This window comes from Pseudomonas sp. RL_105y_Pfl2_101, from assembly GCF_963970585.1.
In the GTDB taxonomy this organism is placed as follows: Bacteria; Pseudomonadota; Gammaproteobacteria; order Pseudomonadales; family Pseudomonadaceae; genus Aquipseudomonas.
In genome coordinates this window covers 17,407-30,671 of the sequence record NZ_CAXAPG010000012.1, presented here as the reverse complement: position 1 = coordinate 30,671, position 13,265 = coordinate 17,407, and the positions used below count along the sequence as shown (strand labels likewise).

Here is a 13,265-nt window from a genome sequence, read left to right as displayed (position 1 = left end):
GGCGATGAGATTTACCGATCATCGGGTCCCGCACGGGCGCTCGTTCCGCTACAATGCGCGCCGATTTCGACTTGCCTGAGAGCCCGCTCATGTCCGCCTGCCAGACGCCCATTATCGTCGCCCTGGATTTCCCCTCCCGTGACGCCGCCCTGAAGCTGGCCGACCAGTTGGACCCCAAGCTTTGCCGGGTCAAAGTCGGCAAGGAACTGTTCACCAGTTGTGCTTCGGAAATTGTCGGGACCCTGCGCGACAAGGGTTTCGAGGTATTCCTGGACCTGAAATTCCACGATATCCCCAACACCACCGCCATGGCCGTCAAGGCGGCAGCGGAGATGGGGGTGTGGATGGTCAACGTGCATTGCTCCGGTGGCCTGCGCATGATGGCAGCCTGCCGTGACGTGCTGGATCAGCGCAGCGGCCCGAAACCGTTGCTGATCGGCGTGACCGTGCTGACCAGCATGGAGCGCGAAGACCTGGCCGGGATCGGCCTGGACGTCGAGCCCCAGGTGCAGGTGCTGCGGTTGGCGGCGCTGGCGCAGAAGGCCGGCCTGGACGGTCTGGTCTGTTCGGCCCTGGAGGCCAGCGCCCTGAAAGGGGCTCACCCGTCGTTGCAACTGGTGACCCCGGGGATTCGTCCGGCGGGCAGCGCCCAAGACGATCAGCGTCGCATCCTGACCCCGCGCCAGGCGCTGGACGCCGGTTCCGATTACCTGGTGATCGGCCGTCCGATCAGCCAGGCCGCCGATCCGGCCAAGGCGCTGGCGGCGGTCGTGGCGGAACTGGCCTGAGCTGACACCGAAGATCCTAAATGTGTGCGAGCTTGCTCGCGATAGCGGTATGTCAGTCAATATCAATGTTGACTGGCAGGGCCCCATCGCGAGCAATCTCCCACAGTTGATGTGTGTCAGACCTTGAGCACGAGTTTCCCGAAGTTCTCCCCACTGAACAATTTGGTCAGCGTCTCGGGGAATGTCTCCAGACCTTCGACAATGTCTTCCTTGCTCTTGAGCTGCCCCTTGGCCATCCAGCCGGCCATTTCCTGTCCGGCGGCGGCGAACTGCGCGGCGTAGTCCATGACCACGAAACCTTCCATGCGCGCCCGGTTGACCAGCAGCGACAGGTAGTTGGCGGGGCCCTTCACTGCCTCCTTGTTGTTGTACTGGCTGATGGCACCGCAAATCACCACGCGGGCCTTGAGGTTCAAGCGGCTGAGCACGGCATCCAGGATGTCGCCCCCGACGTTATCGAAATACACATCCACGCCTTTGGGGCATTCGCGCTTGAGACCGGCGTGGACGTCTTCGTTCTTGTAGTCGATGGCGCCGTCGAAACCCAGTTCATCGATCAGGAACTTGCATTTGTCGGCCCCGCCGGCGATGCCCACCACGCGACAGCCTTTGATCTTGGCGATCTGCCCGGCGATGCTGCCCACCGCACCGGCGGCCCCTGAGAGCACCACGGTCTCGCCAGCCTTGGGCGCGCCGACCTCCAGCAGGGCGAAATAGGCGGTCATGCCTGTCATGCCCAGTGCGGACAAATAACGTGGCAGCGGTGCCAGTTTCGGATCGACCTTGTAGAAACCTCTTGGCTCGCCGAGGAAATAATCCTGCACGCCCAGCGCACCGTTTACGTAGTCCCCGACCGCGAACCCCGGGTTGTTCGAGGCAATTACCTGGCCGACACCCAATGCTCGCATCACTTCGCCGATGCCGACCGGCGGGATATAGGACTTGCCCTCGTTCATCCAGCCGCGCATGGCCGGGTCCAGGGACAGGTATTCGTTTTTTACCAGGATCTGGCCGGCTGCCGGCTCGCCCACCGGTACTTGCTGATAAGTGAAAGTCTCGCGGGTCGCGGCCCCTACCGGGCGTTTGGCGAGCAGGAACTGGCGATTGGTCTGGGCAGTCATGGTTGGCACTCAAGATGAATGAAACCTTGTTGATAGACCTTCGCAGCGCTTGCCGCAAGGTTTGCTGACATAGCGAATGCAGTTCGATCCAACACAGTGATAGTTCGCCCTGGGGCCTTATCACTGGTGCCCATAAATGCTCAAACGGCAATTGGATAGTGCTGCCGCGCCCTCGGGACCTGTGGCTAGACTGGCGTCATCTCCCGCATTCTTCGAGGAACTGACAATGAGTATGACGTTTTCCGGACAGGTCGCCGTGGTAACCGGCGCCGCCGCAGGCATTGGTCGGGCCACTGCCCAGGCGTTCGCGGCAGAGGGCCTGAAAGTGGTGGTGGCCGATCTGGATGTGGCGGACGGCGAGGGCACGGTGCAGTCGATTCGTGATTCAGGCGGCGAAGCGGTGTTCGTGCGCTGCAATGTGACGCTGGAAAACGATGTGCAGCACCTGATGGACGAGGTGATCAAGACTTACGGTCGCCTTGACTACGCTTTCAACAATGCAGGGATCGAGATCGAGAAGGGCAAGCTGGCCGACGGTACCCTCGATGAGTTCGACGCGATCATGGGGGTCAATGTGAAGGGCGTCTGGCTGTGCATGAAGTACCAGTTGCCATTACTGCTGGCCCAGGGCGGCGGGGCGATCGTCAATACGGCCTCGGTGGCTGGCCTGGGCGCGGCGCCGAAGATGAGCATTTACGCGGCGTCCAAGCATGCGGTGATCGGCCTGACCAAGTCGGCCGCCATCGAATACGCCAAGAAGAAAATCCGCGTGAATGCAGTCTGTCCGGCGGTGATCGACACCGATATGTTCCGTCGTGCCTATGAGGCAGACCCGAAAAAAGGCGAGTTCGCCAATGCCATGCACCCGGTGGGGCGTATTGGCAAAGTCGAGGAAATCGCCAGCGCCGTGCTGTATTTGTGCAGCGACGGCGCGGCCTTCACCACGGGGCATTCCCTGGCGGTAGACGGCGGCGTCACGGCGTTCTGAGGACGTGACCCTCAGCTTGTAGGAAAAAGCCCGCATTGGTTGCGGGCTTTTTCGTGTGTGGTCGAAAAATCCTCGGAACGGCCCCTGAATGTGTTTCAAAGGGTGAGAATCGGCGGTTTTGACGGCGTTGTCGTACATCGTCCCGTAGCGGCCTGTGCTTAACTGTTTCCGGAAATAAAACAAACGCTTAGGAGCTTGGTTACTCATGGAGTTGAGAATCGACCGACAGGCCCTGGTGCCTGTCGTGCAGCAAATCGTCGACGCGCTGACCGGCTGGATCCGACAGGATGCGGTGCAACCGGGGACTCGGCTGCCATCCGTCCGCCAACTGGCGCGGGAGAATCTGCTCAGCCAGTCCAGCGTCAATGAAGCGTGTCAGCGCCTGGTCGCCCAAGGCCTGTTGTCGTCCCGCCATGGTTCCAGCTTTTTTGTCGCAGCAACCCCTTCGTCCGGGCCCGCGCCCACCGATCAGAATCGACAGCAAGACACGCCCCCCGACGGGGGCGACGGCCTTCAATGGGAATTGAAGCTGGGATGCGGCGGGCTGCCCGAGAGCTGGCGTGAAAGCGACGATCTGGGCTATGCGATCCGTCAGGTCACTCGCACCGACATGGCCGGATTGTTCAACTACAGCACGTCGTTGGGGCTGCCCGCCCTGCGGGAGCAGCTGTCCAGGCGCCTGAAACAATTCAATATCGAGGCCAGTAAAGACCTGATCCTGACCACCACCGGGGCAACCCATGGGTTGGACCTGATCGTACGGACACTGTTGCCGCCGGGTTCCTGCGTGGTCGTGGAGAGCCCCGGCTATTCAAGCCTGTTCGACCTGCTCAGGTTGCACAACATCGACATGATCGAACTGCCCAGGACCCCGCGTGGCCCGGACGTCGATGCGCTGCAAGAGCTGCTGGCGATGCACCGGCCCATTGCGTTGTTCGTCAACAGCGCCTGCCATAACCCGACCGGCAACAGCCTGGCTCCGGTCGTCGCTCAACGGCTGCTGCAATTGACGAAGGAACACGCTGTACTGGTGATCGAAGACGATGCCTATGGCGATTTCCAGAGCTCGGCACGGACTCGTCTGGCGGCGCTGGACCCCGATGTGGTCTACGTGGGCAGTTTCTCGAAAACCCTGAGCAGTTCGTTGCGCGTCGGTTTCGTGGTGGCCGGGCCCTCTATCATCGCGCGCCTGAGCGAGGTCAAGGGCATTACCAGCATGGGTGGATCGCGGTTCTGTGAGTCGGTCCTTGCCTGCCTCCTGGCCAATGGCGCCTATCGCAAGCTGGTCCAGCGCCAGCGCCAGCGTCTGGGTGCCGATATGTTGGCGTTGTTGCAGGTAATGGAGGATGCCGACTGGGAGGTCTTTGGCAAACCGGCCGGCGGGCTTTTCATCTGGGCAAGACCGCCGATCAGTGACTACGCTGGAATACAACGTCTAGCCAGGCGTTTCGGCGTACTGCTGTCCTCGCGCAACGCATTCAGTCCTTCGGGCGCCGACAGTGACTGGTTACGGATCAATGTGGCGTATGCCCGTGACCCCAGGGCGCTGGCGTTCTTCCAGGCCGCGGCTCTGGATCGACCTCTAGTGTCCTGAAAGCGACGCGGCTGTAGCTTTTTGCCATTATTCCGACGCCAGCATCTTGTGTTGCAGGGTGTCTCGTTGCGAATCTGCAATCAACACACACTGGCAGAGGACTGAGCGCAATGATTTCGACGGTGCAGGGACGTTTTGCCAACCTGGGTATGGCAAAAAAACTGGGTATCGGATTTGTCCTGGTGCTGTTGCTGACCGCCGTGGTCGCGGCCATTGGTGTCTGGTCCCTGCAGACCATCAGCTATCGCTTCGATGGCCTGAAACAGATGTCCGCCCTCAACAGCGGTTTGCTCAAGGTTCGGTTGCTGGAGCAGGAATACGCTTCGCGCTCCGACCCCAAGACGGCCGATGCCCTGCGCCAGGGTGTCGATGGGCTGTTGGCCCAGGCGAACGAACTCAAGGTGCAGTCGGCTGCCAACGTGCCGGTGATGGACGACGTGGAGCAGGCGCTGGCGGCGTATCGCAAGGCGTTCGACGAATTTGTCGGGTTGAGCCAGAGCAAGGATCTGTCGCTGGAAATGGCCAGTTGGTCGGTGTCCAGCGTCGCCAATAACCTGGATGTGTTGCAGGCCGGGCTGGCGGATGACGGCGCCTATACCTTGAAAGACTCCGAAGGCAAGGAGGGGGCCGAGTTCATCGAGCAGGCCAACCAGGTCAGCGAAGTATCACGCTTGATGTTGCAGGCCATGAACGAAGCGCGGGTCCGCCTGGATCAGAGTCGCAAAGGCAATGTTGAGGGCGCCGGAGAAGGTAACATCGAACAGGCTGAGCAGGCGATGAAACAGGCCGAGGTGCTCAAAACCACGGTCAAGGACCCGGGTTACCAGACCGTGTTGAATGAAGTGGCCGGGCATATCGCCGGGTTCAATGAACAGTTGGCCGAATACACCGGCCTGCTGGCGCAGGAAAAACTCGTCTATCAGCAACTGCACGAGCGGGCCGATCAAGTGGTAGCGCGGGTTGACCAGGCCTTCAGTGCCGAAGACCATGCCATGCAGACTGAACTGAAGAAAAACTCGCTGCTGATCATCGGTTCGTCGGCCTTGGCATTGCTGGTGGGATTGATCGCGGCGTGGGTCATAACCCGCTTGATCGTGACGCCGCTGCGCAGTGTCATTCGCGTGGCGCAGCAGATTGCGGCGGGTGACTTGAGCGCCACGGTCGAAGTGACGCGCCGTGACGAAATTGGTCAGTTGATGCAGGCGATGCAACAGATGGGCGCGGGGCTGAGCAGTATCGTCAGTGGCTTGCAGGCCGGTATCGAGCAATTGGCCAATTCGGCCCAATCGCTGTCGGCCGTGACTGAACAGACCAACCTGGAAGTCAGCAGCCAGAAAGAGGAAACCGAGCAGGTCGCCACGGCGATGAACCAGATGACGGCGACCGTGCATGATGTGGCACGCAACGCCGAAGAAGCCGCGCAAGCGGCCCAGACTGCTGACGACAAGGTCGAAAGCGGTCAGCAGGTGGTGCGTCAGAGCATGGTGCGCATCGAGCAGTTGGCCGATTCGGCCACGTCGGCCAGTTCCAGCATCGAAAGCCTCAGCGCCGAGATCCAGAACATCGGCACGGTGCTGAGTGTGATCAAGAGTGTGGCCGAGCAAACCAACCTGTTGGCGCTCAATGCCGCTATTGAGGCAGCCCGGGCTGGGGATCAAGGCCGGGGCTTTGCGGTCGTGGCCGATGAGGTGCGGGCGCTGGCCAGGCGCACGCAACAGTCCACCGAGGAAATCGAGCGACTGGTGAGCGCCTTGCGTTCAGCAGCCCAGGCTTCCGTGCAGCAGATTCAAAGCAGTGGCGAGTTGGTGAAGATGGCGGTCAGCGATGCACTGCAGACCGAAAGCGCCTTGGGCAGTATTGCGGCGGCGGTGTCGCTGATTCAGCAGATGAACCAACAGATCGCGGCGGCGGCCGAGCAGCAGAGTTCGGTGGCCGAAGAGATCAATCGCAGTGTCACCAGCATTCGCGCCAGCGCCGATCAATCCTCCCTGGCGATGCGCGGCAATGCCGCCTCCAGCATCGAGCTGGCGCAGCTGGGGGGTGAGCTGAAAGGGATGGTGGGGCATTTCAGGTTGTGACAAAAGCGACTGAAGCCTTTATTGGCGAAACGGCGCACCACCCCGCTGGGCTGTAGGAACTGACGAGTGCAACGAGGCTGCGATCTTTGGAGTCGAAATCAAAAGATCGCAGCCTTCGGCAGCGCCTACAGGGCACAGCCCAGCAGCCGACAATGAATCCTCAGTCGTAGACCTTCTTCTTCTTCCAGTCGTCGTTGACTTCGGCATCCTTCAGCCCTTCGGTCAACTGGTTGACCTCGCCTTCGACCGGTTGGGTGCTCGCCAGGACCTGGGCATTGGCGCGGGCCAGGAGTTTCTCCAGGTACGCCAGTTGTTCGGCGTAGACCTGCGGTTCCTGTTGCTTGCGCAGGTACTGCACGCCGCGCTCGAAGGCCAGGCGGGCCGGCCCGGGCTGTTCTTGCTGCAGGGCTTGCTGACCGAGGTTGTTGAAGAACTCGATGTGCAGCAGCACCAGGATATGTCGCACTTCGCGAATCCAGCGCTTGGCTTCGTTAGACGGCAGGAAGCCGTCCTGGGCGGCGCGGGTGATCTGGCCATGCAAGGCCTCGAGCAGAAAACGTACGTCCTTGGCCTTGGCTTCGGTCTGGATCGGTGCCGGTGGGTTGTTCACCGGGATCGATTCACCCTGGGCGGCCAGTGCGTTTAGTTCGTCCAGGCGTGCCTTGACCGCGGAATTGGTTTTATCCAGGTTCAGCAAGCGCTGGCAGGCGTTCATCTCAAGGCGCGTCATCAACAACTTCAGGGCAGGGGTCATCAACTGCCCGGGGAAGGTTTCGGTGAGCTCGCCACAGCGACGCATGCGGTCGTTGAGTTCGACCTTGGTGCGGGCCTTTTCCAGCTTGTTGTTTTCCACCACGTGGTTCATGTAGCCAATGGCGATCAACAGGGCGATCCCGGCTACGACGAGCAGGGTGATCATGAGTGGTGTCACCGGTAAGACCTCTTTATTATGGTACGCATGTCATGAGTGTAGTGGCTTGGCTTTTAAGCGCATAGGCCCGAGCGAGGCGATTAGACGGGCGTCGTGCTGTTTATAGGAAGCATAACCGGCTAGGTGCACATTGCCATCATTTGCCGGGTGCGACTATAGCGTCTCGGCGGATGACAGAATATAGGCGTCAGAGAGCGGGCGGGCAAAATCTGCGGATCGCCTCAAACCGGGCGAAGTCATTGATTTAAATAAATTTATATCTGGGGGTTGACGACCCATCAATCCATCCATAGAATGCGCGCCACTTACAGCGTAAAGCACTCAGCCAAACGCTGTAAGCAGTGAATGTTGTATGTGTGTCCCCTTCGTCTAGTGGCCTAGGACACCGCCCTTTCACGGCGGTAACAGGGGTTCGAGTCCCCTAGGGGACGCCAATGCGGGAATAGCTCAGTTGGTAGAGCACGACCTTGCCAAGGTCGGGGTCGCGAGTTCGAGTCTCGTTTCCCGCTCCAATTTTAAACAGCGTTGCTCTCGGGCAGGGCTGAGTGAAACCAGAACCAAGTCTTCGGAGGCGGATCTGGGCACTGGAACACACACCATGTGTTCCGGGCAGCGTGTCCCCTTCGTCTAGTGGCCTAGGACACCGCCCTTTCACGGCGGTAACAGGGGTTCGAGTCCCCTAGGGGACGCCATTTGCGGGAATAGCTCAGTTGGTAGAGCACGACCTTGCCAAGGTCGGGGTCGCGAGTTCGAGTCTCGTTTCCCGCTCCAAATTCAAAAAACGCCGCTCATTTGAGCGGCGTTTTTTTTATGCGTATAAAACCACTTCAATGCACAAGGTTGTGAATCCGGCGCTCACGGGCTTTTAACGAGCGATTTGCGTTGTCTGAGGGAGCTGGCGACGATTTTCCTTAATATTGAAGGAAGGGTGAGCGTACTTCCTGCAAAACTTAAGGGAGAACGCCGAGGAAGATTAATAGTTCATTCCTAAAAAAATGCACTTCTCCTAATCTCGCAGTACCCCTTCTGGAGATGCATTTATGCTGATTTTCGTTAAATCGCTGGTCATCGGGCTGTGCATTGCAGCTCCTGTAGGACCTATTGGGCTGCTGTGCATACAAAGAAGTCTGATGCTCGGATGGAGGGCCGGTTTCGCGACGGGATTGGGCGCGGCCACAGCCGATTCGATCTATGGATTCATCGGTGCCCTGGGTGTCACGGCCATCATTGCGACGCTCATCAGCTTCAAACCCTGGTTGTGTATCTTTGGCGGGCTGTTCCTCGCCTACATTGGCTATCAGACAATACGATCGAAGGGGGGCGCAACGGCCATGGCGGGTGAGCGGGCCAATATGTTCAAAGCCTACTCCACGACGCTGTTCCTGACCCTGTCGAACCCCATGACCATCTTGTCGTTTATCGCGATATTTGCTGCGTTGAGTGATGGCATGGCCAGCGACCAAGGCGGCCAGTACGCCTTGCTGCCGATGGTGACCGGTATCTTCCTGGGCTCGGCTGCCTGGTGGCTGGGGTTGAGTGGGTTCTCCTCCATTTTCAAGGCGAGGATTGCCGAATCAAAGCTAAGGCTGATCAACTATTTTTCGGGGGCAACCATCACCATCCTGGGGGCCTACCAAGTCGCCACTGGCGTCATGCTGGCCACGGCAACCTGATGGGAAGTCATACAAGGCTTATCCGTCGCTTAGCGGTGCATAAGCCTTGGCATCTGCGCTGCGATGCCGGCAGGTTTTTTGGTGCAGCCTGAACTCGACGTACGCCCTGAAACAACCTATCGCCTGGGTGATTTCTGAGGCGGTTGCGTTGCTGAACGACAGCCTGACCTGGGTGGCCGCCTCATTCATCAGCGAAAACAAGGTGGTGGGAAATACAATCACCTTGAACAGCCTGGCGCATTCGCGCATTTCAGAATATCCAAAGACGAAAGGCAGCTGCACATTGATGAAGAAGCCGCCTGCCGGATGATTCCAGCTGACCGCTCTTTGAGCGCCGACCTTGAGTGGAAATTCGCGCTCAAGGCATTCAAGCATGTGATTTCTTTTCTTCGTGTAAGACAACACCCTGGATTGGTTCAGCGCTTTCAACGAGTAGTCGTGCTCGATCAGCAAGCCTGCGACAACCGCTTGGCACACGGCGGGGGTGTTCACCGTGATCAAGCTTTTGGCCTTGCACAATCGGCCGCTGAACGACATGACCCCAGTGCCCTCTGGGGCGACCACATAGCCCATGCGCAAGCCCGGGAAAATCGATTTGGCAAAGGAGCCCAGCAAGAACACCCGACGGCTGTCGATGGACTTCATGGACGCAATGGCATCGCCTTCGTACCTGAAGTAACGGTACGCCGTGTCTTCGAGGATGAAAAAATTCTTTTCATCGGCCAGAGCGAGCATGGCTCTCCTGTCGTCATAGGAAAGGTTGTCAGCGGTAGGATTGCTGAAGTCCGGAACCGCATAGAGTGCCTTGATTCTTTCACCTCTGGATTCCAGTGCTTCAATGAGCCTGCGCAGGGCGATCGGATCAAGAAAGACCGTCATAGGCACAGGGACTATTTTTATACCCAGCAGTTTTGCGATCCCCGTGATCCCGGAAAACACCGGGTCAGGTACCAATAAAACCCCACCGCCTTCAAAAATGGACAGGAGCGTCAAGGTGCAGGCTTCTTGAAAGCCCATGCACACCACAATGCTTTCAGGGGTGGAAACGTTGATCGCTTCATCCACCTGCAAATAGGTGGCGATTATTTCATTGATGATTCCAGAGGTTTTTCCATATTGGCAAAGCAGCGTCGCCAGTGACTGTTCGGTGCCGGCAAGGTGATGTTTGTATTGGGCCAGGCCCCTGTCGATGAGCGAAGGGTCGCACTGCTCATCATCGGGTCGACCGGAGGCCAGTGAAATGGCCTCCGGGTGTTCTTGGGCAATGGCGTTTAGTAGGTGGATGACGTTCAGGATGGGGTCGTCGAATATCGTGTTTTCGAATGCGCTGGACACTTCGCTTCTCCATAAAAAAGCAACGAGCCTCAGAAGGCCCGTTGCTCATGATCAACACCCGCTACGCAGGATCGAGTGAGCGTTCTTGATCGGCCTTGCTCTGCGTGGCTTCGAATGCTTGCAGCAGGTCCTCCTTGAGGTCTTCCAGGTCCTCCAGGCCAAAGCACAATCGAACCAGGCCCTTCTCGATGCCCATGTCCGCTTTTTCCTGGTCCGTCATTGAGGCATGGCTGCCACTGAAGGGTTGGGCAACCATTGACGTCACGCAGGCCATTCCAGTGCCCGTGCCAAACCATTTGAGCGCGCTGGTAAACGTTCTGTAGAAGGGCACCAGGTCGGGCCGAATATCAACAAACACAATGCCGCCATAACCGGTCAGCTGTTTGTCATCGACGCGTGGGTAATAGACATGCTCAATAAAAGGCAGCTCGCGCAGATAGTTGAGCATGCTGGATGTCGTCTGGCTGTGTTTTTCCATGCGCAGGTTGAATGTTTGCATGCTTCTGCGAAGTAGCCAGGCGCTATTGGGGGTTAATATCGTGCCTGAATAGAAGCGGCCCTCAAGGAGACGGTTATAAATTTTCTCGTTGTTGACCAGAACCAAGCCGCCCATGACATCGCTATGTCCAGAGAAGTATTTGGTTGCGCTGTATAGGGAGATGTCGGCGCCAAAATTCAACGGCTTCTGGAATATCGGCGTGGCCCAGGTATTGTCAACGACCACCAGCGCCTGCGGATTGATTTGCTTGACGGCCCTGCTGACCGCATGAATATCAATGTCTTTCAGGAACGGGTTGGTCGGCGTTTCGAAAATGACCATGTCGACGTTCGCCGGCAAACTCTTCAACCCGTCTGCCGTGGTGAGATCCAGAATCGTCAGGTGTGCGCCGATGCGGGCCGCATACCGCTGGAACAGTTTATAAGAGCAGCCATAGATGTATTTGTTGACGACCAGCGAAGCCCCCGGTTTCAACAGTTCCAACACCATGTAGATGGCGCTCATCCCGGTGCTGTAGGCCAGGGCGTATTCGCTGCCCTCCAGGGATGCGACGACCTGCTCCAATTCAGTCACATTGGGATTGGCCTTCCTTGAATAGAAGAAGGCTGAGTCCGCGCTGAAAGCACTGCACTGATAAATTGGCGTTACCGAAGGGTGCGCGTCCCGGTCATCGACCTTGATATGAAGTATTTCAGTAGACACTTTCATGCTTGGCTGACCAGTTTGATGACCTGTTCATACATGTTCTGCCTGCCCTCATAACCAATGGTAGGGGTGATGTCATTTTGCGAGATACCAATCTCTTCAATCGACTCCGTCGGGAAGTGAGCCCTGTCGAATACTTCATGAAGGTTGGAGTTCACGCCGTTGGGAAGCCAGACCTCAGGACCGGTTTCATCGATGCGTGCCTTGGCAATAATGAATCGATAGCTTTCATGCGGCCGCAGTGTCAGTGATTTCCAATCGCTGTTGTGCCCGTCCGTATAATTGCGTCGCAGGTAGACAGTTTGTTCGAAGTCCTCGGTATTCAGCACTTGGGCGTGCAGCGACACGATGTCCCCGTGCCACTCGAACTTACGCTTCTCGTAAGCGCTCTGGGCGTCCTCGCGCAACTCGACAGGGGCGTACGCCTGGTGTTCGCCCAGTAATTTGAAATGCGCATCGTGCCCGCATTGAGAGCAGCAACCCTTGCTGTCCAGTCCGATGATTTCAGCGTTCAAACCGTAGCGGGTGACGAGCAGGGCGTTACAGTTGTTGCAACTGGTATTGGTCCCCTCGACGTCATTCACGTTGCCCAGGTAGACATGCTCAACGCCCATGCTCCGAGCAGCGTCCCGAGCCTTCAGCAGCCTATCCACAGGGGTGCGGGTGCTGTTGCTCATTTTATAATCGGGGTGGAACCTGACGAAGTGCAGCGGCACATTCGGGCCCAGTTCATCCAAGACCCACTGGCTGATTTTTCTGGCTGTTTCCTCGTCGTCGCTGATGTCGGTCACCATCAAGGTGCTGACCTCAACATATTTGCCGGCGTCATAGACTTTCTTGATACCGGCCAGGACGGGCTCCACCCAGCCTGTCGTGACCTTGCGGTAATACTCTGGGGAAATGGATTTCAGCGAAATCGAAAAGATGTCGATGACCGGCAATAGTTCATCAATGGCTTCTTCACTGATGAAGAACGCCGATTTATACAGGTTGATCAGGCCCGCTTCCTTGGCCAGCTTCGCCGTGTCGAGGATGAATTCATGCCAGACAACCGGATCATTGTACGTCCAGGAAATGACGCGTATTCCGTGCTTGAGTGCGGTCTCCACAACTTGCTCAGGGGTGTAGTAGTAAACGTCTTTATCGGTGACATATTTGGCTTGCGAGGTCTTCCAGTTGTGACAATAGCCGCAATTGAGCATACAACCGATATTGCCCAGGGACAGGATCCGCTCTCCAGGAGCAAAGTGGAAAACCGCTTCGGTTTCGATCGTTTCTTCTGTGCTGTGAACGCCTTTGCCGTAGTTCAATGTAACGAGTCTACCCCCGCGGTTTCCGCGCACTTTGCAAAAGCCTACCTTGCCCTCTTGTATGACACAGTTTCGCGGGGAGAGATGACACTTGACGGCGCCCCCGGGGAGTCTTTCCTCCAGTTTTGCCGGGCTGCTTTCCAAGGTCCAGTTTTTATTTTTTGTAGTGTCCATCTACCACTCCTCATCACAGAAGTTACTATCAACATCATCGGTTAAAAAACTCGAGGCGAAACAATCCCG

Annotated in this window: 10 protein-coding genes, 4 tRNA genes and 1 pseudogene; 10 read left to right on the top strand and 5 right to left on the bottom strand. The window is 57.8% G+C overall.

Going from position 1 to position 13,265, the window contains the following annotated elements; genetic code table 11:
- Positions 1-89 precede the first annotated feature (89 nt).
- Positions 90-788, top strand: a complete 699-nt coding sequence (gene pyrF, locus AACY31_RS15255; protein ID WP_339480666.1) for an orotidine-5'-phosphate decarboxylase — start codon at positions 90-92, stop codon at positions 786-788.
- Between the two features lie 116 nt (positions 789-904).
- On the opposite strand, the gene AACY31_RS15250 is transcribed toward pyrF, so the two are convergent.
- Complete coding sequence (locus tag AACY31_RS15250) at positions 905-1,909, bottom strand: NADP-dependent oxidoreductase (RefSeq protein ID WP_339480667.1); 1,005 nt, start codon at positions 1,907-1,909, stop codon at positions 905-907.
- 226 nt (positions 1,910-2,135) lie between these two features.
- Between AACY31_RS15250 and AACY31_RS15245 the strand changes: the two genes are divergently transcribed.
- The 4 genes and pseudogenes from AACY31_RS15245 to AACY31_RS28915 all read left to right on the top strand — a co-directional run bounded on the left by AACY31_RS15245 (position 2,136) and on the right by AACY31_RS28915 (position 6,569).
- Positions 2,136-2,897, top strand: a complete 762-nt coding sequence (locus tag AACY31_RS15245; protein WP_339480668.1) for an SDR family oxidoreductase — start codon at positions 2,136-2,138, stop codon at positions 2,895-2,897.
- Between the two features lie 205 nt (positions 2,898-3,102).
- Complete coding sequence (locus tag AACY31_RS15240; protein ID WP_339480669.1) at positions 3,103-4,491, top strand: aminotransferase-like domain-containing protein; 1,389 nt, start codon at positions 3,103-3,105, stop codon at positions 4,489-4,491.
- 110 nt (positions 4,492-4,601) lie between these two features.
- Positions 4,602-5,708 (top strand): annotated as a pseudogene (locus AACY31_RS28920) (HAMP domain-containing protein); the annotation flags it as partial.
- Positions 5,688-6,569, top strand: coding sequence for a methyl-accepting chemotaxis protein (locus AACY31_RS28915; protein WP_445261546.1), 882 nt, complete (start codon positions 5,688-5,690; stop codon positions 6,567-6,569). The pseudogene AACY31_RS28920 and the gene AACY31_RS28915, both read left to right, overlap by 21 nt.
- Before the next feature lie 160 nt (positions 6,570-6,729).
- Here AACY31_RS28915 and AACY31_RS15230 read toward each other — a convergent pair whose 3' ends face one another.
- On the bottom strand, positions 6,730-7,488 hold the full coding sequence (locus tag AACY31_RS15230) for a hypothetical protein (protein WP_339480673.1): 759 nt from the start codon (positions 7,486-7,488) through the stop codon (positions 6,730-6,732).
- A gap of 370 nt (positions 7,489-7,858) precedes the next feature.
- On the opposite strand from AACY31_RS15230, the gene AACY31_RS15225 reads away from it, so the two are divergent.
- The 5 genes from AACY31_RS15225 to AACY31_RS15205 all read left to right on the top strand — a co-directional run bounded on the left by AACY31_RS15225 (position 7,859) and on the right by AACY31_RS15205 (position 9,173).
- Positions 7,859-7,934, top strand: a tRNA-Glu gene (locus AACY31_RS15225).
- Positions 7,935-7,936: 2 nt separating this feature from the next.
- Positions 7,937-8,012, top strand: a tRNA-Gly gene (locus AACY31_RS15220).
- 104 nt (positions 8,013-8,116) lie between these two features.
- Positions 8,117-8,192: transfer RNA gene (locus AACY31_RS15215), tRNA-Glu, on the top strand.
- Positions 8,193-8,195: 3 nt separating this feature from the next.
- Positions 8,196-8,271 (top strand) — tRNA-Gly (locus AACY31_RS15210).
- A gap of 269 nt (positions 8,272-8,540) precedes the next feature.
- On the top strand, positions 8,541-9,173 hold the full coding sequence (locus AACY31_RS15205) for a LysE family translocator (protein ID WP_339480675.1): 633 nt from the start codon (positions 8,541-8,543) through the stop codon (positions 9,171-9,173).
- A gap of 18 nt (positions 9,174-9,191) precedes the next feature.
- On the opposite strand, the gene AACY31_RS15200 is transcribed toward AACY31_RS15205, so the two are convergent.
- The 3 genes from AACY31_RS15200 to amrS all read right to left on the bottom strand — a co-directional run bounded on the left by AACY31_RS15200 (position 9,192) and on the right by amrS (position 13,196).
- Positions 9,192-10,508 (bottom strand): aminotransferase-like domain-containing protein, encoded by a 1,317-nt coding sequence (locus AACY31_RS15200; protein WP_339491736.1) that lies wholly within the window; start codon positions 10,506-10,508, stop codon positions 9,192-9,194.
- A gap of 61 nt (positions 10,509-10,569) precedes the next feature.
- A complete protein-coding gene (locus AACY31_RS15195; protein WP_339480678.1) occupies positions 10,570-11,715 on the bottom strand; it encodes a trans-sulfuration enzyme family protein in 1,146 nt (381 codons plus the stop codon).
- Positions 11,712-13,196, bottom strand: a complete 1,485-nt coding sequence (gene amrS, locus AACY31_RS15190) for an AmmeMemoRadiSam system radical SAM enzyme (RefSeq protein ID WP_339491735.1) — start codon at positions 13,194-13,196, stop codon at positions 11,712-11,714. The genes AACY31_RS15195 and amrS overlap by 4 nt, the downstream gene beginning before the upstream one ends.
- Positions 13,197-13,265: the final 69 nt, after the last annotated feature.